Consider the following 23,199-nt stretch of genomic DNA (forward strand, 5'->3'; position numbering starts at 1 on the left):
TACACCCAGCCCGTCCAGGTGCGGACATAGGTCATATCGGCCACCCGGAGCTGGTCGGGCCGGCTCGCGGTGAAGTCACGGTCGACCAGGTCCGGCGGCCTGGGCGTCGACGGCTCCGGCACGGTGGTGCGGCGCCGCCGGCCGCGGATGACGCCCTCCGGGCCCAGCTCGGCCATCAGCCGCTCGACCGTGCGGCGAGCCACGTGCACACCCTTGCGCTGAAGCGCGCGGGTGATCCGGCGGACGCCATAGGTGCCGCCGGATTCGGCACGGACCTGTCCGGTCAGCGGCATGAGCTGCTCGTCACGCAGCCGGCGGGCCGACTTCGGCCGCTTCTTACGCGCGCAGTACGCCGGCTCGGGCAGCCCCGGCACCCGGCAGGCGAACCCGGCCCCGAGGCCCTTGTCCCTGAGGTGCTTGATCACCTGGTCGGCCTCGTCCGGGGACGGTCGAGTTCCGCCGCAAAAACGCGCTCGCGGCCTTCAGGATCTCGTTCACCCGCCTCAACTCCGCGTTCTCGCGCCGGAGTTTCCTGAGCTCTTCCCGCTCGGCGGTGGTCAGCAGGTCGTCGCGTTCGCCGGTGTCCGCCTCGACTTGGCGGACCCGGCCGCGCAGGGCCTCCTTGTGGATGCCCAGGTCTTTCGCGACATGCGCGATCGGACGGCCGGTGGTACGGACCTCGCGGACGGCCCGCTCGCGGAGCTCGTCCGGGTATTCACGTGGTGCCGGCACTGCTCGTGGTTCTCCTTCGGGCCAGGACCATAAGCCTGGCTTCAGGGACTCCACGAAACCGGGATCAGCTCAGTACGGCAGTCCAGCACTGAGAAGGCGACCCGGATGACGGGCATGCGCCACTGTGAGCTGTGCACGGCCCAGGCTTTGCTGGTGCGGCCGTTCGGGCAGGTGGCGCGCTGGTTCTCCCAGTCGATGGTGAAGGCGTCCTGGTCCCAGGCGCCGTCACCACGCGCGGACTGGACACTGTTGACCGGTTGAAGCGGGCCGTGCAGCTCGACGCCGTAGTCGCGGCGGGCTGCGACCATCGCGGGGCTGTTGGCGTAGCCGGTGTCGACCCAGTGCTCGTCGGGCAGGAGTTCCCGCCGGGCGAGCCCGGCATGGACGGCAGCGGCGGTGGTGACCACATTCATGATCAGGTGCAGGACGTCGGGGCCGCACGTCTCGGTGAGGTGGACCTTGTAGCCGTCCCAGTACAGGTCACGCTTGGAGCCGGTGCGGGTCTCGGTGTCGTAGGGGGTGACCAGGCGTTGTGTGCCTGGCGGGTGGTCTTTTGGGGCCCGGCGCTGCACCTCGCCTTCGACCAGGTGGAAGTGCTGGATCCAGATCTGCCGCAGGACCTCCACCTGCGGCAGAGCACGCAGATGGCACGGCGTATTGGGCGAGGTCACCGCTTGGAGCAGCCGCATGCCGTCGGTGCCGATCCGCCGACCGATCTCCTCCCGTTCGGAGTGGGCCTTGGGGAAACGTGAGTCCTCGGCCCGGGTGGCGTAGTGCCTGAACCAGTCCGGCTCAGCGATCTGGCCCAGCCACTCGGGAGCGGTCTGGGCCAGTGCGTTCAACGCGGCGCACAAAGCCTCCGCCACCATCTCCAGCCAGCGCAGCTCCCGCGCCGCCGACAGCAAGTGAGTGGAGTCGGTCCGTGCTTTCCCGCCGCCGACGAGTAAACCCCTGGTCCGGGCAGCATTCAGGATGCCGTCCAGCACCCGCCGCCCGGCATCTGCCTCGATGATGCGGTCGCGGAACTCCGACAGCACCGAGAAATCGAAGCCAGGATCGGTCAGCTCCAGACCGAGCGCGTACTTGAAGACGATCCTCGCCCGCACCGCCTCCGCGGCCTGCCGGTCGGTCAGCCCCTCCACGAACCGCAGCACCAGCACCACAATCAGCCGGCCCGGCGACCAAGCGGGCTTGCCCCATGACGGAAACAGGTCGGTGAACTGGTCGTCGGTGAACAGCGGGCCCAGCTCGTCCCGGACCCGGATCGCCAGGCTGCCCTTGGGAAAGGCAGCCTTCGCCACCCGCGCGGTCTCTTCCGGGACCTTCCCCTGCGCCACCGGCCGCATCGGCATCGACACTCTCCCCCTACAGGAACGTCGGTCTCCAAGACCACAACCGGGTCTTGGAGACCGACGTCACGCGGGCCCCGAATTAACCAACAGCGTCCGGCCCGGGCGGGGCGGCGTCGGCGAGGGTGGCGGCGAACTCCCGGCGGAGACGCTCCCGGCCGTCGAGGCGGCCGACACCGCCCTGCGCAGCGCCGACCCGGCGGCCGCTCACCGCACCCTCCTCTTCCCGGAGAGCCGCCACCTGATGGGCCGTCTGCTGCACCACCGTGACCGCGTCCAGGTCCGCTGGCTCAAGGCCACATCGGACACGACCTCAACGAGACCGCCGACACCTTCGCCCGCCTCACCCTCCGCCGAGCCACCGGCCGCATCCCTCCCGCAGCGGCTCGCAAGGAGGAGATCCGCATCCTGCGCACACTCGACTCCGGGGCGGCCCTCTTCCGGCGGCCGCCTGAGGGCGGGGGTCGTCATGTGGTTCATCAGGTTCTTCCCGTGTGCCCGTGAACAAAGGGCGTCGACCCAATTATTTCCTCCCGATTCCAAAGTTTTCCAAAGGGGGCTACGATGGGTGCCGTCGTAAAGCGCCGGGGGAGGGAAGCTGTGACTGAACGACAGGGTGCCTCTGCCGCGGCACGCAAGGTCGCGGAACTGGCTCGAGATTTTCCCGCCGGGCTCACGGAACGCGACCTGGTCCAGAAGGCCTCACAGTGCTTCGAGAGGCTTCCGAAACAGCGACTGGCCAAGCTGATCAACGAGGCCCTGGACGCAGGGTTGCTGACGCTTTCCGATGGCCGCCTCCGACCTGTCGCGCCACCGCAGTCGGCCCCTCTCGGTCCGACATCGGAGGGTGGCCCGGTACCGGACGACGGTGCAGTGCGGTCCGAGGCGACCTCGCTTCGAGCGGTGGTGATCGACGTGGAGAGCATCGTGCGCAGCACGACAACCGCGCCCTACGTGGAACGCCACGTCTACCAGGTGGCGGCCGTACGGTTCGGAGCGGATTCCGAATGGGTGCGAGCAGGCAGTCCCTGGCAACGGCACCTCAGATTCCCGGGAGACGCTCAGGAGCTGCACGATCCCGACGTACGGAACACCGTGGTGGAACGAGGGGTTTCCGCCGAACAGGCGTGGAAGGAACTGCATGTCTTCCTGAAGGACGCCGATGTCGTGGTCGCGTACAACGGCAGCGCACTCGACTTTCCCCTCATCACCGAAGCGGCGACGCAGTCAGGGACCGAAGACCCCCTTGCCGCCCCGCGAACGGTCGACGCTCTGTACCTCACCCATGCCCTGTGGCCGACGGCTCCGTCGCACCGGCTCCACGACCTGGCGCGAGAGCTGGGTGTCACCGTGACGGGACTCCGCGCACACACAGCGGACGGTGACGTGTCCCTGCTCGTCGGATTGCTGGAGCAGGCCGCCGCGGAGTTCGCGAACCGAGCGCCCGGATGGCGTGATCTCGTCGCCGATGTCTGCCCGGATTCCGACGCTTGGCGGCTGCTGCGGGAACTGGCCTCCGGTCAGTCGGCCGGCGAGCGTGAGCACCTCGTGTGGGAACAGGCCCACGTGGCCCGGCTGCTGGGCGCCGAGCTCGCGCAGCACCCGCCGCGTCGTATTCCTGGCAGCCGGCCTCCGGGGCTCGGTGCGGTGGTCGTTCCCGACACGCTCCGGGACTCCGACGGCCGGGTCGACCCGACCGCCCTCGCACGCGTCGTGCACGGCTCGCGCGTGGAGCCGCGCCCGGCCCAGCAGCGGATGACGAAGGCACTGCACGAGTGGACCGACCGCGGTGTCAGCGGCCTGTTGGAGGCGCCCACGGGTACCGGCAAGAGCTACGCAGTACTCGCCGCCGCGCTCGACTGGCTGGCCGGTGGCGAGGACCGTACGGCGGTCATCGCCACATACACCAAGCAGCTGCAGAGCCAGATGGCACGGGACCTGCACGACCTGGAACAGGCACTGCCCGATGTTCTCGGGGTCGCCGACCTGGTCAAGGGCAAGTCCAGTCGGCTCTCCCTGGCGGCGCTCACCAAAGCACTGGCCGACGCCACCCGCCCGGGGCCGTCACGGAGTCCGGTCCGCGTCCGGGGTGCCGCGCAGCCACGCTTCCGGGAGCTGATCGTCTTCCTCGCGCTGCGGCTGCTCACCGACAAGAAGCCCCCGCAGTCATGGGTAGCACGTTCCGTGGACATTGTGGACCTGCCCGCCTTCTTCCCCCCGTACATGGGGCCTGCCCTGCCCTCATGGCTGGAGACGCTGTCCCAACGTGACGGGGACTACACCTCCGACGCGGGTAATCCGCTCGCCGCCCACACAGACACCGTCCGCGAAGCCATCGACGGCCACCGCCTCATCCTTGCCAACCACGCCCTGGTCCTCTCCCACCTGGATGATCTGCGTGCCCTCGGCCCGGACATCCTCCTTGTGCTCGACGAGGCGCACGAATTGGAGAGCGCCGCCACCTCGGCGTTGACGACCGCCGTCGACTACCAGGACCTGGAAGCGGTGCTGACAGAGCACCAGGCATGGCTGGCCTCGGCATTCGCCGGCACCGAACAGGACCGGGCCGCCACGGCGATCGGCGAACTGGAACGTCTCCTCGACGACGAACGCCTGCCCCGGCTCGCCGCACAGGCATTCGACGCCTGTGCCAAGGGAGTGGGCGTACGCATCGGCAACCGCACGACCACGCTCGCCAGCCCGTACTCGGGTACCGCCGGAAGCCGGGACACCCGCCGGCTGTCCCGGCTGCTGGACCGTGTCGCCAAAGCGCTCTCGACCTGCCGTGTCGCTCTGGAACGGTACATCGCACAACACGCAGCCCGGATCGATGCGTTCACGCAGGAACGCCTGACCGCACTCGCACAGCGCACAGACGCCCTCACCGTGGCCCTCGACCGCATCACGGCCGACATCGGCGTTTTCCTCGACCCCGCCGTCACACTGGACGATGCGCTCCCCTCGCGCGTCATCCACCTGGAGGAGCTGGCCGAACCGAAGGCAGAGTTGCGGTCCTACCGGTTCCGGATCGCCACCAGCCCCGTCGACCTGCCCGCCGATCCGGAATGGCGGCGCTGTCTGGAGTCCTTCGACCGAGTCCACTACGTCTCCGCCACCCTCCGCGTCGCCGGGGAGTGGGATTTCGTACGGAGCCGGCTCGGTCTGCCGGAGGACTTGCCCGCCCTGGCCCTGCCCTCACCGTTCGATCTGGGGAACCAGGCCGAAGTGGTGTGCTTCTCCGACTTCCCCTCCTGGGCCGAACAGGAAGAAGGGGCGCTGCGCACCGTCGCCCACCAAGTCGCCGGATTCGCGGAGGAAATGACGTACAGGCGTCCCGACGGCCAGGGGTTCGACGGCGGTGGGCTGATCCTCACCACTGCTCGCTCGACCGCCGCCGGCATCGGTTGTCACCTCGTGGCCGAGCTGCGTTCCCGTGCTCGGGATATCCCGGTCGTCGAAGCGGTCCCCCTCGGCAACGCCCGCGCTTACCAGACCTTCACCGACCCCCAGGACGGCGGTGGTTTTCTCGTCGGGACCAAGGGACTGTGGCAGGGTGTCGACGTCTCCGACGCCGCACGGATGCGCCTGGTCTGGATCAACAAGTTGCCCTTCGCACCGTTCGCCGCCCCGGTCGTCGAGGCTCGCCGCGCAGCCGTCGCCGCCCGCGCGGCGCAGGCGGGACACCCCGATCCGGACGGCGCCGCCACCGAGCACTACTATCTGCCGCTCGCCGCGCTCCAGCTCCGCCAGGCGGTCGGACGGCTCATCCGGTCCGACCGGCACCGCGGTGTCGTCGTCATCAGCGACCGTAAACTCGGCGGTCAGAGCAGCCTGCGCCGTTCCTACCGGCGAGCCTTCCTCGGGAGTCTCGACGAAGGGCTGGAGCGACCCCACCCGGACACCGGCGAGACCGGCGGCGGCAACGTCACCACCATGGCCGAAGGGTGGCGCCGCATCTGGCGGTTCATGGCGGACCATGGAGCCCTCGACCCGGCACGAGCCGACGAACTGTGCACCGACGAAGCCCTCGAACAGCACACCCTGCTGCCCCACACCCGGCGTATCCGGGACCTGACCCTCACGACAGAGGATGTCCAGAAGCTGCGAGACCAGGGCACACTCGCCGAAGAAGTGCTGGAGCGCTGCGCCAGTATCGGCGGCCTGCTGCGACTGTCCGATGATCCGGTGTCCCTCAAGCCCGCCCAGCAGGCCGTCGTCACCGCCGCGGCCGAGGGCCGCAACGTCCTCGGGCTGTTGCCCACCGGATTCGGGAAGAGCTTCACCTTCCAGCTGCCCGCGCTGGTTCTGCCCGGGGTCACCGTCGTGGTCAGCCCGCTCGTCGCCCTCATGCACGACCAGGCCCTCGAACTCAACCGCTCCATCGGGGGAGCGGTCCGCGCCCTGATCTCACCGCTGCGCGAGTCCAGCAGCAGAGCCGGCAAGACCGAAGTGGCGGACCAGCTGCTCGGTCGAGCCGAGCACGGCATCCGACTGGTGTACGTCAGCCCGGAAAGACTGTGCCAACGGCGCTTCCGTGAGGTCGTACGGAAGGCGGCGCAGGCCGGCCGGCTCACCCGCATCGCCGTCGACGAGGCGCACACCCTGGCCCAGTGGGAGGACTTCCGGCCCAGCATGCGCCGGGTCGGCCGGTTCCTGAACGAACTGCGCCGCGACCACGGCGTGGCCGTCACCGCGGTGACCGCGACAGCGAACCGGGCCGTCCACGAGGCCATCCGCGAAGGGCTGTTCGCCCTGCCGGCAGTCGTTCCCGAACCCGGGACGGCCGAGGCACGCGACGAAGCGGAACGCCCCGAGGTCGTCGGTGGACTCGTGACAGTGCGGGAGAACCCGATCCGGCCCGAACTGGCCGTCTTCCGGCGCTCCCTCGACCGGCTGGGACAGGGAGGTGTCGCAGGGCTGGTGGAGCGCGTGGTCGACGCACTGGACGGCCACGCCGTCCTCTACTGCCTCACGGTCAAGGAGGTCAACACCCTCTACACCCACTTGCGTGAGTACGTCGGAGACACCGGCGTCCGGGTACTGCGCTTCCACGGCCGTCTCACCGAGGCGGAGAAGTCCGCCGTCATGACCGAGTTCCGCGAGGCACCACATCAGGACGACGACGCCTTCGTCCCCGTCGTCGTGGTCGCCACCTCTGCCTTCGGCCTCGGAGTCAACCGGCCCGACGTACGCACCGTGATGTGCGTGTCGCCCCCCACCGACCTGGCGGCGCTGTACCAGCAGATCGGACGGGCCGGACGCGACAGCGCGGACCGGGGCACGGCCGCGGACGGTCCCGTCAACAGCGGCCTCGCTCTGGCCACGAGCCGCGGGATACGCATGGTCCGCTTCATGACCGGCCAGGAACTGCCGCCCTCCTTGCTGCGGCGCATGGGCAACCTCGTCCTGGCCCAGCACGAGGGCACACTCGATCCGTCGCACTTGGCCGGTCTCCTCATGGCAGAGGACGCCGCTGACGGCACTCTCGGCGAGTCCGAACTGGAGGACCGGTACACCCAGGAGCGCTATCAGAACGGCGTCATGCGGGCCTTCAGTGCTCTCGCCGACCTCGGAGCCGTCGAGGACCACGGCGACCACCCCCCGTACTGCGCGGTGAAACCCGGCGACCTGTGGCCGGCGTCGTCCGCCGTACAGGGCACGGACGACTCTGCCGGAAAAGAGGAGAGCGAGCTGATCCGGCTCGAGCGGGCCGTCATCCACACAGCCCTGTCCTGGGACACCCCCGGCAGAGTCGACGTCCGTCTCCTTCACCGGCACCTCACCGTGCACTGCGCCGACTACCCCGCGTATGCCGACGGTCCCGCGGCGACCTGGGAGCTCCTCGCCGACCTGCACGACCGAGGTCTCCTCGACGTCTCGGCCGCACCCAGCCGACGACTGGTCACGGGCCTCACCGTGCGCCGACGCACCCTGCCGGACGGCTATCTGGGGTTGCTCGGCCGACGCAGTCGGCGGGCCGCGGAGGAACTGGCCAGGCTGAGGAATTTCTTCGACGCCCACACGGTCTGCTCCCAGCGTCTCTTCGCCGACTACTTCGGCGTGACAGACCTCCCCGCGGGCTGTTGCAGCACGGCCCGCTGCCGTTGCTCGGCCTGCTGGGACACCAACCGCGGAACGGTCGGCGAGAGGCGTCCCGCAGTCGCCGAGGCCTTCCACAGCCCGCGGCCCCAGGACGGAGGCCGGGCCGACACCTCGCTGCGTGACCGCCGGGTCGACCTGCAGGTCCACCGGCTGCTGCAACTCCAGCCACAGGGCATCCATCCGCGCAGGCTCTGGCACGCGCTGCGCGGTGACGAGACCTCGTACAACCCCAGGAGCCGAAGGATGATCGCCCTGCCGGCGGCCCTGCGTGACAGCCGCCACTTCGGAGGCCGCGCCGACCTGGCCTATGCCGCCGTCGGCGAGAGTCTGGCCCGGCTCGCCGCAGCGGGAGCCGCCACCGAGGACGGCCAGGGGCTCTGGCGTGCGATCCGCGCGGCACGGCCTGCGGGGAGCGGACCGGAACAGAAGAGGAGTGGCGCGTGACGACGATGAGCACCGCCGGAGCGAACACCTGGCAGCCGTACGAGGACGAGCCCGTGCTCACCCCCGCCATGACCGAAGGCCACCGGGCCACGCCCGGGAAGGAGATGGACAGGCTCCGGAGGTACCTGGAAGCCGTCGTCGACGACCGTCGGGGCGGCCCGGTGCACACCGCGGTCGCCTTCAACGCCGCCTACTTCGGATACGAACTGGGCGGTGAGGGTTACGGCAACGGTGCCTTCGACATTGACACCTTCCCCGCCCTGACTCTGGGGGACGAGACACCGGCCCTGCCCGTCGGCGCACTCGTCCGCATCGAGACGGGCTCCGATCCGCTGCATGCCGAGATCGTGTACAAGGAAGGGCGCCACCCCTGTATGTCGTCCGGCGCCGACATCCCGGCCTGGCTGTCCGGTGCACCGGCCGGTGCCGAAGGACCGGGCCGGTGGCAGGACGCGTCGAGCCCCGTACGCCGGGAGCTTCTCGTCCCCGACCTGACGGTCTTCGGCCCCGCTCTCCAACTGCCCGAGGCCAAACTCAAGCGGTTCCGCGCACGTCAGAAGTGGCTCAACAAGGACGGCCACGTCGTCGTGGACGCTCGCTACGCCTCCGCGTCCGAGGCGGAACTCGACGACACCGCGGCCTTCGTGCACCATCTGCTCACTCGCCAGCGGGAATCCCTGCTGAGCCCGCTTGTTCCAGTGTCCATCGTCCAACTGGCGGGTGGCGGCGGCGAGGAGGAGTGGCTGAGGGAGGCACTCACCGGGCTGCTCGACACGGTCCGGTACGCCCTGCGCACCAGCGAAGCACTGCGCAGCTGGGGTCACTACGTCCTGGCCCGCACCCGCATCGCGTCAGGGCTCCGCCACGACGGAGCGCTGGGCGAGGCGGACCTGTACGCCCTCACAGGCTCTGTGGAACGTGCCGCCGCCCCGACCACCCGCCGACGCCATGGTCTGCAGGGCCCGCGCACGGCCTTCACGGCGATCGGTCCGTGGCTGCGTGCCCTGGCAGGTGCCGAACCCCTGCTGACCGGTGTGGAATACGCGGTCTCGGTGTGCCGGGCCAACCTCGCCGTCGCGGACTTCGTCCGGAGGGACACGGACAACGGCCTGCGCGTCGGCAGCGGAGTACGGATCACGCTGGACGACGACTTCGAGAGCGGTGGCATCTGGCGTTCCCACCACCCCGGTGCGGACGAGGCCGACGGCAGCGATCCCCTCACCCCGGCCGGACGCGGCTGGCGGGACACCGTCCGACCGCCCGAGACGCCGGCCACCGAGGCCACCGATCACACCGCAGAAATGGAGGAGGTCCCGGAAGCTCCGTTCGCCGACCAGGCACTCACCGACGAGACGATCGGTATCCAGAACTACCTCCGCATCGCCGACAGTGAGCTGTGCTGGCAGACACCGCTCCGCCTCGCCCACCTCATGGAGGATTACCTTCCACTCACCCCGATGGTCTGCGACATGCTTCGCCTCCTCGGTGCCGAAACCCTCTCCGTACGGCTGGAACTCGGCCATCCCGGGGGCACGCTCGAGGCCTCTGAAGAGGTACAGGAGGTCACACTGGACCTCACCGGGGAGACCGGCGCGCTGCGCGGCGTCCAGTGGCCCATCGACTTCTTCCCCGGCCTCCGGATCTACGTCCAGTGGCCGCGCGGCGGCACCGTCTTCCGGCTCTCCACGGCCGAACTCGAGGAGCCGGTCGACGTCGACGGGCAGCTGATCAGCCACCGCTACGACCCCCAGGTGCTGACCCGCGACGGCGCACCCGGAAGCGGACGCGACGGCGACTCGTCCGACGGCCTCGACACCCGGCGCCTCGTCCTGCGCGCCGTACGCCGACTCGGCCGGCTCACACCCGACGGGCACGCTCTGCTCGACCGCGCGGCGCTGCCGAGAGGTGTCTACGCCACAAGCCCTGCCGCACACCAGATCACCGCGCTGGAACAGGCGGTGGGGGAACTCCTCGACGAGCGGCACCTGTACGCGGCCACCGGCAGCCGCGGGGCGGACGGGCAACCGCACCATCCCGCACGTGAGGGTGAGATTCCGATCCCTCTGATCGGTTACGCACCGAACCCCGTGGTGCTGCCACGGCCCGGTACAGGCGGACCCGGACCCGGGCAGGTCATAGGGACGGAACACTTCGTTCACGGCTTCCTGCGGCGGCTGCCCGCCGGTTGGGAGCCGACCGACGCGCAGCGTGCGGCCTATCGCGAGCACTGTCGCCGCGTCGGAAAGGCGGACGGCTGGGAACTGCCCCACGGCTACACCTTCGTCACCGCGCACTCCCGCCGTCGCTGACAGGCTCCCGGCCGCGGCCACCGGATCCTCTCGCCGTTCCTCACCGATTCGGGCTCTCCCGCCTGCAGCCCTCACATACTCTCCATGTTCACCACGGCAACATCACATCGCTACAAGAAAGTCGGCACTGTATGACCTTCAGCCATCCGGTGGTCGCAGACCCCCCGTTCACCCCGCCGGGTATATCCGTCGACCTGCTCACGGACCTGGCCACCGCCCTGGACGGACTCGGTTCCGTGCTCGATTCCTCCCTTGCCGGGCTCACCGTCGAGGAGACGGAACTCGCACTCAACTCCTTGGCGCCCACGGCCCGTCAGACCATCATGCGGGGCCTCGGCTTCCGCAAGGTCGAACCACGTCGCTTCGGCCGGGTGCTCAGCGAGCAGGTGCTCAAGCGGGTGCAGCGGCTGAAGCACGGACCGGACCGCAGACACGCCGTGTCTCATCTCACCGTCCGGATCATCGACGACGTCGTCCACGCGGCCCTGGGACACTCGTCCGCACGGCAGGACACCGGTCCGGTGGAGCGCTGGGGAACCCGCCTGGTACGCCTCGCGCTGTTCTCCCACCTTCAGGCATCGGCGTTCGACGCCCGCCTGCTGATGTGGGCCTCCGGCCACGACTGGTGCGGTGTCGAGGCGGACGAGGCCACCAGGGCCGCGGTGACCGAGGCGGCGCAGCGGGTGATCGATGCGACGCCCGACTTCGGACTGCTGCCCACACCGAAGGTAGGCCAGGACACCGAGGAGGACCGTGATCCGACGGCGGCCTCTGCCCTCCGACAGACCCGAGGTGACGAACCCGGGAAGGTGCTCGCGGAGACCGGACGAAAGGAGGAGCCGATGCCGGAAACGGGCAGGGCTCGACAGTCGCAGGGAGAGCGGTCGGTCATCGACGACCCCGCTTCCGCGGGCGAGGTGCTGCGGCACACCGTCGACGAGGCGCGGAAGGCCGCGGAGCGGGCCAGTGCGGCCCTGTTGGACGGATGTCCGCCCGCCGCCTCCGACCTGGAGGCGCTCACCGCCGTCGCGCCGGCTTTCTCCCGGGCACGGGAGGTGCTCTCGGCGGCCGGTGTCACCGGCGTCACCGACCGCCTCACCGACGTGCTCGCGGCGATCGACACCGTGCGGGAGGCAGCCGAGAGGAACGAGCGGAACGAGCAGGTCCGTCGCCTGTTGGCGACCGTGCTGACGCTGGAGTGCCCGCCGGGCAGCGCGGTGGCCGAGGTGATCGCCGATGCCCGGCGGCGTGCCGGAGGGCTGCTCGCCAAGCGAACCTGGGACGAACAGGACGACGCCTGCGCACACTTCCTCAGCCTGTTGGTACGTCTCGTTGAACTGAGGGAACAGGCTGGTTCGGGACCGGCGATCATCGAGTTGCAGCAACAGCTGTCGCTGGCCCACCCGCCGTACGCCGTGGCCGCCGTGCTGCACGAGCAGATCACCGTGGTGACGGACCGGGACGCCAGAGCCAAGGTGCCCCCGCAGCAGAGCGGACGGCCGGATGCGGGCAGCCGGACGCCCACCGAGACGGCGTCGGAAACACCGGCTGCGTCCACGGGCGTACCCACACCGCCCGACTCGCCCCCGGCCGACCTGCCGGAGCCGCCGGACGCACCCGAACCGTCCGCCGAGCCGGCCGACACCTCGGAAGCATCGGCGGCTGTTCCCACCGCTCCGGCCGAGCCCACCACCGGTGAGACGGCTGCTGCCGACCACGCCCCGGCCGGCACCGCATCCGTGCACCCGGAGATCCCGGCAGCTCCCGGCGACCGACAGGTGCAGGAGGTGGAGCCGACCCTCGCCCGCCTCATCGCCGAGAAGCGGTTCGGCCTCGCCGCCCACCTCTCCCGCACAGCCGGACGGCCGGAGACGGAGTCAGCCGCGCTGCGCCTGTCCGCCGCGTCGGTCCTGCTGACCCCGCGCTCGGACCGGGCCGCACGCTTCGTCGAGGACTCGCTGCGTGAGTGGGACGGACAGGAGGACACCACGGCCGGCGGTCTGGAACTGCTCCTGCTGCCCGTCCTCGTGCAGGCCGCCCTGGTGACCGGTGCCCCGGTCGTCGGCGCCCAGCTGCGGGCACTGTCCCAGCACCTGCCGGGTTCGCTGCAGCAGGTGGCCGCGGAAGTGGCGGAACGCACCCTGAACAGCGCGCTGCTGCTGGCCCCCTTGCACACCGTCGTCGCCGACGCCTCGCAGACCGAGAGCCGTTTGCAGGACGCGGTCGAGGCATGCCGGAACCAGCTCGTGCCGCCGCGAATGCGGTTCCAGCGTGCCTCCCAGATGGTGAAGCAGTGGCTGGCGCCCCACGGGCTGCTCGGCAGCGTTCTGACCGCTGTCGTCAACGGTGCCGCGGACGCGGAGGAACGGGCGGACGCCCTGCTGAAGCGGCTGGACCGGCCGTCGTACATCGAGGACGAGATCGACCGGATGGACGGTGAGCTGCGCGGCACCGGCGGACGCGTCATCCACGGAGCCGGACGCAACAACGTGCGGCAGTTCGTCGAGCGGGTGCGCGCTGCGGTGTGGGAGTGGCGCAACGCCCAGCGTGAACTGGGTATGGCGAGCTCAGAGGAGACCGCCTGGGCCGCCGAGTCCGTGGCCGGCCTGCGCCTGTCCCTGCTCGGGCTGCGCAAGAGGGCCCTGGAAGAGCTGGCCTCCGCAGGCCGCCGGAGTCGCCCGGTGGCCAGGGCCGCCGCCCACGCCGCCGGTGACATGCTCGAAAAGATCCTCGCTGAGCTGGAGAACGGAACCACTCCGGCGTCGACGTCGGCGGTGCCCGAGACCGAGGTCTCCGAGCTGCTCGACATCGAGCTGCACAAGCTGCCGGACTGGCCGTACACGGCGCCCACGGTCTCCGGGCTGCTCGCAGCGGTGGACCGGACGTGGGACGACGCGATCGGTTTCCAGACCGCCCGGGACGGGTTCGCCGCGGTACGGACCATCCTGCGCCTCGCGGAAAGGAGAGTCCTGCCCGCAGCCGACGGCCTGGAGCTGTCCGACGACCGCCTCGCCCGGCTTGCACAGGCGGAACAGCAGCGGCACGACGCGCTCACCGAGCAGGCCCGCTCGCTCGGCGCGGAGCTGCGCCGTGCCCAGGCGGACGGGGCGCTCACCGACGAGCAGGACGTCAACCTCCAGGAACTGCTCGCCGACGCCACCGGACGCACCGAGAGCGGCGAGCCCCGCGAACTGTCGGTGATCCGGCGCAACCTCGACCGGGTCGCCGAACTGCTGCCGCACTACCGCAAGGAGGCCGCCGACCGGCTCCGCGCCCGGCTCGATGCCCTGACCGACATCAGCGAGGAAGACCGGGAACGCGTCCGGCGCAACCTGGACACCGACAGCCTGGCCACGGCCGCGGAACTGGTCTACTTCCTCGAACTGGGCGAGCCCGTCCCGGAGATCCGTGCCGAGGACTCGCACCTGGAGATGTTCTTCCCTGCCGTGCCCGACGCGCTGCCCGGAGGCATCACCCCTGATCTGATCCAGGCCGTCCGGTCCCGAGGACGACTGCGCAGGCCGGCGGTGCTGGACTACTCGTCGCTGTCCGAGGGCGAGGCGGAACGAGCGGCCGACGCCCTCGAACGGTGGGCGAAGCTTGCCACGACCCGGGACCGGGCCAACATCAACCCCCGGATCGACCTGATCCCCGCCCTGTCCCTGCTCGGTTTCGAGGCGAGGAAGGCGGTGCCGCTGCGCGAGTTGCGGTACGGCAAGGACTACCGGTTCTTCGAACTCGGGGAGACGGAGGTCACCGGCCGTGCCTGGGCCCCGGCCTTCGGATCGCAGATCAAGGACCGCGGCAACAAGCTGCGTGCCCTGCTGATCTGGGGATGTCCGCCGGCGAAGCTGCTGATCAGCCGCATCTCCCAGGACCCCGACGAGAGCAGCCTGCTCGTCGTGCACTTCGGTACGCTCGACAGCAGGACGCGCACCGAACTCGCCGCCGCCTCCCAGGGCAGCAAACCCATCCTGGTCGTGGACGACGCGGCCCTCGCCTACCTCACCGCGCACGGCAACCGGCGGGTGGACGCCGCCACGGAGACGCTGCTGCCGTTCTCCGGGGTGAACCCGTACATCAAGGAGAAGCGGGGCCAGATCGGCCGCGAGATGTTCTACGGACGTGACCGGGAACGCAAGAGCATCATCGATCCGGCCGGGACGCAGATCATCTACGGCGGCCGCGGCCTCGGCAAGTCCGCCCTGCTCGCCGACGCGGGCGACCGGTTCGTGGAACAGCGGCCCGGGGCGCACCGCAAGCTCTACCTCAACCTCGACAAGATCGGCATCGGCAAGGGAACCGCTCTCGGTGCCGCCGCGATCTGGACCACCCTGGACCAGGAACTGACCAAGTCGGGGGTCTTGGAGGAGCCTCGCCGCAAGGGACCCCGTCCGGAGCCCTGGCAGCGGGTCACCGAGGGCATCGCCAAGTGGCTGGCGCACGACGCCGACCGGCGGCTGCTCATCCTCCTCGACGAATGCGACCGTTTCTTCGAGGCGGACGTGCCCGAGTGCACGGAGACCCGCCGCCTGCGCGGCCTGGGCGAGGACTCCCGGGGCCGGGCCAAGGTGGTCTTCGCCGGTCTGCACTCCGTGCAGCGGTTCACCCGCCTGGCCAGGAACGGCCCGTTCAGCCACCTGGCACAGACGCCGACCGTCGTCGGACCGCTCACCCCGCAGTTCGCCGCGGACCTGATCGTCCACCCGATGCGGGCCCTCGGCTTCGAGTTCGCCGACGTCGATCTGGTCAACCGGGTGCTCGGCTTCTGCTCGTACCAGCCCTTCCTGCTGCAGATCTTCGGCAGTCGCATGGTGCAGGTCATGCAGGACAAGCGGGCCCGCCAGCCGCTCCTGCCGCCCCCGTACACCATCGAGGCGGCCGACGTGGACGAGGTGGAGCAGGACGCCTCACTGCGCTCGGACATCACCGCGGCCTTCAAGGACACCCTCGCTCTCGACGACCGCTACAACGTCATCGCCAACGTCCTCGCCCAGCACGCCCGCGACAACGGACTGGAGACCAGGCTCAGCGACCGGGAACTGCGCGAGGAGTGCGCCGGCTGGTGGCCGCAGGGCTTCGCCAAGCTGGACAGCGAGGGCTTCCGCGCCTACCTGCAGGAAATGGTGGGCCTCGGTGTCCTGGCACCCAACCATGACGGACAGGGCTGGCACCTGCGCGGTCCGAACGCGCTCCGCATGATCGGCACCGCTCAGGAGATCGAGGCCCGGCTCTGGGGCGCCGAGCAGGAGTCACGCCTGGAGGAGGCCGTCGTCCTGGAAAGCCGTCCCGGGCTCGACGGCGGCCGTCGCTCCGCACCACTGACGATCAACCAGATCGACTACCTGCTCGGCGAGGGCGGCAACCAGGTCCGCGTCGTGCTCGGCACCCGTGCCACGGGAATCGGTGACGTGGAACGCACCCTGCGGGACGCCACCGGCCGCGTGGCCGGCTGGACCCTGCCGCCGATCGGCAGCGCCAACACCTACCGCAAGGCACTCGCGGAGGGCCGGGCCGGCGAACGACGGCTGCTCATCAGCGACCTGGCCGCGTGCAGCGACAAGACCTGCCGGGAGTCGCTGGAACAGGCCAGGACCATCCTGCCCGCCGTCGCCGACGCCACCCGGTCCGTGGTCCTGGTCTCGAGCGCCGCGCAGCTCGCCTTCTGGCGCGAGTTGTTCGGTGACACCGAGGCACTGGCGGACGGGGACGACCTCATGGTGGTGCTGCGCCGCTACGACCGGCGAGGCCTGCGGGACTGGACGCAGTACCACAGCGCCTACGAGACCGAGGAACGGATGGCACGGCTGGCCGCGGTCACCGGCGGCTGGCCGTTCCTCCTGGACCGCGTGCTGGAACTGCGCGAGCAGTACAAGGACCAGGACCGCGCCCTGCACGAGCTGGAACAGCGGCTCGGGCGGTCGGACAGCGCGGAGGAGTTCGCCGACGCCACGGGTTTCCTGGAGCAGGAATCGCTCCGGGCGGGCTACGACGCGATCGTCGAGCAGCTCGGCACCGGATGGAACGCCGAGGCCGACTGCGTGGCCGCGGCCGAACTCGCGGGCCTCGCCTCCGACGACGCACGGTGGTCACTCACCTGCCTGGAAACCCTTCAGGCCCTGGACCGTGACGGCAACCGCCTGCGCGTCGAACCGGTCCTCCACGCGGCGCTGCGAGTGGTCGACGCGAAACAGTGACCCACACCGGTGGGGGCCGAACCTGTCTCGGCCCCCACCGGCTCGGACTCCCCACGTGTGCACGACACTGACTGAGAGAAAGCGAACCCCCTTGTCCGTACAGTCTTCCCGCCCCGATGTCGATGCGGCGGCCGCTGCGATGAAAGGCATCTCGTTCCCGGTCAGGGGCACCGTGAAGAGCCTCCCGGAGGTACTGACATCCGACGAGACGGTCCAGGCCCTCGCCGTGGCCCATCACGACGGTGTCCTGGGCGTCCTCGCCCTGACCGACCGCCGCGCGCTGTTCCGGGCGCAGGGCTGGGCGGGGCAGCGGCTCGTGTCGCACGCCCTCGTCGAGATCACCGACGTGCGCTGGTCGGGCGGCTTGGGACAGGGCGTGCTCACCCTGTTCGTCGCCGGATGGGCGGCCGAGTTCAAGAACATGGACAAGCGGGACGGCCAGAATCTCGCCGACCGCCTCCAGCAGTGGCGGCAGTGGTACGCGGGACAGCCTGGTACGGCTGCGCCGGCACCGGTCGTTCCCCCACAGCCAGTACAGCCCGCCACCACTCTCGCTCCTGTGCCGGCACAGTCGTCCGGAGGCGGAGGACTCTTCGGTCGGCGCCGCAGAGAGGCGGAGGCGGAAGCCGTGCGCCTCGGTGAGGAACTGCTCGCCAGGACCACCGAGGCCGATGCCCTGCGGGCGGAGAACCATCGCCTGCTGACCGGGCTGAGCGCCGTCGCCGGTGCCGACGCGGTCCGGCTGGTCCAGGAGACCGAACGGATCCGCCGCACCCACTCCGAGCACCTGGCCGAGCTGCAGAGGATCGACGCCGTACTCGACGCGAAGGTGGAGGCCGCCGTCGAACGCGCTGAGCGGGACCTCCAGGGCGCCCGGCAGCGGTTGCACGAGCTGGAGACACAGGTCCAGGAGGCGGAACGCCGGCTCACCGCGGCCAGGGCCGGTCTGGTTCTCACGGACGATCTGGCGTTGATGCAGGAGGCCGGTATCTACGAGTATCGCCACCCGCTCGCCGACGCCGTCGCCTACAAGGCACAACTCGACCGCATCAAGGACCAGTACAAGGTTCTCACCAAGAACGGGCGAGCCGTCGTCGGTGTCACCGAGTGGACGGTCAACGGCTCCGCCGCCGAAGGCCGTCGCATGGTGCGTGACTTCTCCAAGCTGATGCTGCGCGCCTACAACGCCGAGGCGGACGCAGCGGTGCGAGGCATGAAACCGCACCGTCTCACCTCTCTCATCGACAGGCTGGACAAGTCCCGGGAGACCATCGCACGGCTCGGCAAGACCATGCAGATCCGGGTCACCGACGAGTACCACCGCCTGCGAGTGCGCGAGCTGGAACTGACCGCGGACCATCTGGCCAAGGTCGAGGAGGAGAAGGAGCAACGCCGGGAGGAACGGGCACGTCAGCGTGAGGAGGAGCGACTGGAGCGGGAGATCGCCCGCGAGCGCGCCCGGCTCGACAAGGAGCGCAACCGGCTGGTCCTGGCACTGAACCGGGCCCGCGCGGCGGGCCAGGCGGACGCCGCCCAGATCGCGGAACTGGAGCGGAAGCTCGGCGATATCGATGCTGAGGAAGAGGCCATCGACCGGCGCGAGGCCAACCGCCGTGCCGGGTACGTGTACGTCATCTCCAACATCGGCGCCTTCGGCGAGTCGATGGTCAAGATCGGCCTCACCCGCCGTCTGGACCCCATGGACCGGGTCAACGAACTCGGCGACGCGTCCGTACCGTTCCGCTTCGACGTCCACGCGCTGATCTACAGCGACGACGCCGTAGGCCTGGAGCGCGCACTGCACCAGGACTTCGAGGAGCAAAGGGTCAACAGGGTCAACGCGCGTCGCGAGTTCTTCCATGCCACCCCGGCCCAGGTCCGCGAAGCGCTCGCCCAGCACGCCGGCCAGCACCTTCTGGAGTTCCACGAGGAGCCGGACGCTCCGGAATGGCGCGCGAGCATCGCCGCGGCACGCTCACACCGCTGACGGGACCACGATCGGGAGGCGAAGGGACCGCCCGGAGAACACGGTCCCCCGGCGCCTCGGCGGCCACCAGGGACCTCTGTCAGTGCCACAAGGTAATCTCGCACATATCGTCAACGCGGCCCGACGGGCTTCCGCTCCACCCCGGTGGAGTCTCAAAGGACATGCCCCCACCCGCACGAGTCACTTCGTGCTGCCTGGGGGAAGTCCTTGCTGCTCCGCGAGTCCGCCAAGTCGATCGCCGCGAGGGCGCTCGACAGCTCGCTCTATCTGCACCTCACCGAGCAATTCGTCCACATGCACGGTTACCGGCCCAGCGCCGCGGAGGTCCGCTCCTGGGAGCGGAGCATCCCCGCACTGGCGGCGGTCCTCAACGACGCGGGTCTCGGTGACGTCGAGGTCATGCTCGAGTATGCGCTTCCGCTCAACAGCAAACGCGCAGACGCCGTACTCGCCGGTGTGCATCCGGCCACGGGGGAACCGTCGTACGTCGTTGTGGAGCTGAAGCAGTGGAGCCAGGCACTCCCGAACGAGGACGACCCCACCCTGTGTCATGTGGATGCTTACACCCACCCCGTTCTCAACCCCATTGAGCAAGTACGCCGATACTGCGAATACCTGGTCAACTTCAACGGTGCTGTGGCGGAGTACGGGCATCGGGTCAACGGGGTGGCTTTCCTGCACAACGCCACCGAGTTCGGAGTCGCCGGACTGCGGGAGATCGAGCGGGACGGTCACGGCCTGCTCTTCACCGGAGAACGTCGTGGCGCTTTCATGGACCACCTTCGCGCCCGGCTCAGCGACAAGCACTCGGGCGCCCGGGCGGCGGACGAGCTGTGTGACGGTGTCGCGGTGCCCTCGAAGCAGCTCATGTCCGTGGCAGCCGAAGAGGTGCGCGAGCGCACGCAGTTCGTCCTTCTCGACGAGCAGCAGGTCGCGTACCGCATGGTGCTCAACGCGGTGCAGAAGGCGAAGAACGCCGACCGCAAGGAAGTCGTCATCGTCACGGGCGGTCCCGGAACCGGCAAGAGCGTCATCGCCCTCCAGCTGCTCGGCGAGCTGTACCGACGCGGCGTACCCGCACTGCACGCCACCGGCTCCCAGTCCTTCACGAAGACGATGCGCAAGATCGCCGGAGCCCGCAAGAGGGAAGTCCAGGACCTCTTCAAGTACTTCAACAGCTTCATGACTGCCGAGAAAAACAGTCTCGGCGCCCTGATCTGCGACGAGGCCCACCGCATCCGGGAGACCTCGGCCAACCGCTACACGCGCGCCGAGCTGCGGACCGGCCGGGCCCAGGTCGACGAACTCATCGACGTGGCCTACGTCCCGGTCTTCTTCCTCGATGAGCATCAGGTCGTCCGCCCCGGCGAGATGGGCACCGTGGCCGACATCAAGGAGGCGGCTGCGAGACGGGGCATCCCCTGTCACGTCGTTCCGCTGGACAGTCAGTTCCGCTGTGGTGGCAGTGACGCCTACCTGCGCTGGGTGGTCCGGCTCCTGGGCCTCGAGACCGGTGGTCCGGTGGTCTGGGAACCCGACGGCCGCATGCAGCTGCTGGTCGCCGACAGCCCGCAGGAGATGGAGGCATTCCTGGAAGCCCGCCGCTCCCAGGGCTACGGCGCCCGCATGTCCGCCGGTTACTGCTGGCGCTGGTCACCGGAACCCAAGCCCGGAGAGCCGCTCCCGCCCGACGTGGTCATCGGTGACTGGGCGCGCCCCTGGAACCTGCGCGGCGACCGTTCCGTCTCCGGTGCGCCTCCGGCCGCCCTGTGGGCCACCGACCCGGCAGGTTTCGGCCAGGTCGGCTGCGTCTACACAGCCCAGGGTTTCGAGTACGACTGGTCCGGCGTCATCATCGGTCCCGACCTGCTCTGGCGCGGCGACCGGTGGATCACGGACCGCACGGCGTCGAAGGATCCGGTCTTCAAGAAGTCGACCCCGGACGACGACGTCGACCGGCTGATCCGCAACACCTACAAAGTGCTGCTGACGCGCGGCATGGTCGGCACCGTCGTCTACTCGACGGACCCGGAGACGCGGCAGAAGCTGCGGGAGCTGGCAGGCGGGGACGTACGGGAAGCAGTGCCGACCGCTTGACACAACAGGTGCGATGTCCGTGTGCCCGCACGGATTGAGGCCGACGGACGGACCCGGAAGAATCTTCGGTCCGATCGGCACCCGTGTGATCTGAGATCCAAGGGTGCCGATCGGCGGCGTCGTACCTGAGCCGTTACTTCTTCGTCAGCATGTTGAGTTCGCACAGAGTGCGGTGGTAGTGCAGGTATGCCTCATCGATCTGGTGGTCGTCGTGCCGGCGCAGACGTCCCAAGGGATCGCCCCCGTGGGTCCGCTTCACGATGCCGTCAACGTCCACGTAGATCTCGAGACCGTCGAACAGAACGTGATGGTTGGGACACAGGCAGAGCAGGTTCTGCAATTCGTCCGGACCGTCATGAGGAGACCCCAGACCACGAATGTGAGCGGCCTCGCTGTAGGGCCTGCGCTTGTACTGCAGGCGGGTGTCGCACACCTGGCAGGCATGGCCGTGCAATTCCTTGACGCGGTTGGCGATCGCAGCATCGCGAACCAGTCGGGACACAGTGGCTTCCCGGCGGGTCGCCGGGCCGGTCGCCCGCTCTTCGTGGTCGGTCTCGGGGACAGGGCTGTCCTCGTCACCATCGACCAGGCCATCGGCTGTGGCGTACCCGGCGAGACCCACCCGACCGAGCAGCGCCCGCTGATCGACGTCATCGAGGTAGGTACTGCAGAGCTTGATCACGGCTTCCAAGCGAGTCAGCGGGTTCTGCAGTAGTTCAGCGCTCGCCCGAGTGAGGCCCGCGACAGGTTGCACCGTGTTGAAGGTCACCACCTGCGGCATGGAGCCGGCATCGCTCGGGACGCCGTGCACCTCCCAGAGGCCACTGCCCTGCAAGTGCCAGAAGGGGTACTCAGGAGTGACCTTGGAATCCGGCAGGCCGAAATCGGCCAGGAGCTGACTGACTTCCGAGCGGAAGGAAGACCACGGCGCCAGGCGCGGCTTTCCCGCCGCGATTCGGGAGATCGCCCACAGCAGAGACAGCGGTTGGTGACGACTGGGAGCATCGCTGCCCGTGCGGCGATGAGTGTTGAGGGAGCCGATCCGGTACAGCAGGTCTTTGGCGGTCAGCGGGGCGGACACAGCTGGAAGCGGATGCGGTGGCTCGGAAGAAGCGTTCCTGCGCCTTTCGGGAAGGAGTTCGACAGTACGGCGGTAGTCCTCACCCGACCGAAGGGTGAGGCTGCGCAACGGTGCAGGAACGTTCAGGCGTGCCAGTATGGGCGCCGCGGGAAGCGGCGTGGGGAACTCCTCGACTTCCCCCAGGGCCATGATGTGTTCCCACGTGGCGTTGTCCTCGTCCGTACCCCAGACTTCCTGTGCCACGGGCAGACTGTCGAACAGGTGGAGGATGCGAGCGCGAGCGATGAAGTGGTTCTCTGCGTAGAACAGCACGTCATCCCCGACTCGGCGGTTGCGCAGAGCCTTCGCCTTCTCGTTGTTGGCCTGCGTGGTGGGAGTGGACCCCCACAGCCGAGCGACCCCGTCCGGGTACAACGCGGTGAACACGCGCACCTGCTCGCCGAGCGCGTCTTCGATGTCTGTGATCGGTACACCTTGCCGTACCGACTTGGCGAAATTCTGCGGTCCACGATCCCGGGCGCCGCCGCGGGGCTGGAGAACCACCTGCGGTTCTCCTTGCCGACCGTCTGTGACGGCGCTCCCGTCCTCCACGGTGAAGCCGAGCGCACGCAGACGGTGGGCGACCGTGCGCGCGCCACCGCTGAAGTCTTCGGCCGACAGCAGGCTGCCGGCCGAGTACAGGTGTGCCACCCCTGCGATGGCCTTCGAGTCGAAGCGGCTGCCGCCCACGACCAGCTCGTATGTCTTTGCCCGGCCGAAACCGTACTGGCGACGAAACGTTTCGCGCCCCAGCTGCTGACACTCGGCGACCGCGGCCAACACCCCTGCGCGAGTTAGATTTCCAAGACCCATACCGAGGAGGTTAGTGGGACGGTATGACAATCATCGGTTCATGCTGAAC

9 protein-coding genes and 1 pseudogene are annotated in these 23,199 nt (G+C 69.4%); 5 read left to right on the forward strand and 5 right to left on the reverse strand.

The window, feature by feature from the left end:
• The 4 genes and pseudogenes from ACIRFH_RS29605 to ACIRFH_RS29620 all read right to left on the reverse strand — a co-directional run.
• Nucleotides 1-425: IS3 family transposase (locus ACIRFH_RS29605; RefSeq protein WP_403527312.1), on the reverse strand; the 425-nt coding region annotated here is incomplete at its 3' end.
• Nucleotides 337-786 carry a transposase gene (locus ACIRFH_RS29610; RefSeq protein ID WP_403527314.1) on the reverse strand — a complete coding sequence of 150 codons (450 nt, stop codon included), beginning with the start codon at nt 784-786 and terminating at the stop codon, nt 337-339. The genes ACIRFH_RS29610 and ACIRFH_RS29605, both read right to left, overlap by 89 nt.
• 20 nt (nt 787-806) lie before the next feature.
• Nucleotides 807-2,084 (reverse strand): annotated as a pseudogene (locus ACIRFH_RS29615) (transposase); the annotation flags it as partial.
• A gap of 79 nt (nt 2,085-2,163) precedes the next feature.
• A complete protein-coding gene (locus ACIRFH_RS29620) occupies nt 2,164-2,292 on the reverse strand; it encodes a hypothetical protein (protein ID WP_403527316.1) in 129 nt (42 codons plus the stop codon).
• Nucleotides 2,293-3,008: 716 nt separating this feature from the next.
• Between ACIRFH_RS29620 and ACIRFH_RS29625 the strand changes: the two genes are divergently transcribed.
• The 5 genes from ACIRFH_RS29625 (at nt 3,009) to ACIRFH_RS29645 (ending at nt 21,217) form a co-directional block, all read left to right on the forward strand.
• On the forward strand, nt 3,009-8,627 hold the full coding sequence (locus ACIRFH_RS29625) for a DEAD/DEAH box helicase (RefSeq protein ID WP_403527319.1): 5,619 nt from the start codon (nt 3,009-3,011) through the stop codon (nt 8,625-8,627).
• Nucleotides 8,628-8,632: 5 nt separating this feature from the next.
• The gene (locus ACIRFH_RS29630) at nt 8,633-10,936 is read left to right on the forward strand and encodes a hypothetical protein (protein WP_403527402.1); all 2,304 of its coding nucleotides are present in this window, start codon (nt 8,633-8,635) and stop codon (nt 10,934-10,936) included.
• A 131-nt stretch (nt 10,937-11,067) separates the two neighbouring features.
• Complete coding sequence (locus ACIRFH_RS29635; protein WP_403527321.1) at nt 11,068-17,133, forward strand: hypothetical protein; 6,066 nt, start codon at nt 11,068-11,070, stop codon at nt 17,131-17,133.
• Between the two features lie 172 nt (nt 17,134-17,305).
• Nucleotides 17,306-19,120: a DUF4041 domain-containing protein gene (locus ACIRFH_RS29640; RefSeq protein WP_403527324.1), complete on the forward strand. Its 1,815-nt coding sequence runs from the start codon at nt 17,306-17,308 to the stop codon at nt 19,118-19,120.
• A 207-nt stretch (nt 19,121-19,327) separates the two neighbouring features.
• Nucleotides 19,328-21,217: a DNA/RNA helicase domain-containing protein gene (locus tag ACIRFH_RS29645; protein ID WP_403527326.1), complete on the forward strand. Its 1,890-nt coding sequence runs from the start codon at nt 19,328-19,330 to the stop codon at nt 21,215-21,217.
• Between the two features lie 133 nt (nt 21,218-21,350).
• On the opposite strand, the gene ACIRFH_RS29650 is transcribed toward ACIRFH_RS29645, so the two are convergent.
• Nucleotides 21,351-23,150, reverse strand: coding sequence for an HNH endonuclease (locus ACIRFH_RS29650; protein WP_403527328.1), 1,800 nt, complete (start codon nt 23,148-23,150; stop codon nt 21,351-21,353).
• Nucleotides 23,151-23,199 lie beyond the last annotated feature (49 nt).

Origin of the sequence: Streptomyces sp. NPDC093586 (assembly GCF_044764905.1) — a bacterium.
Lineage (GTDB): Bacteria > Actinomycetota > Actinomycetes > Streptomycetales > Streptomycetaceae > Streptomyces.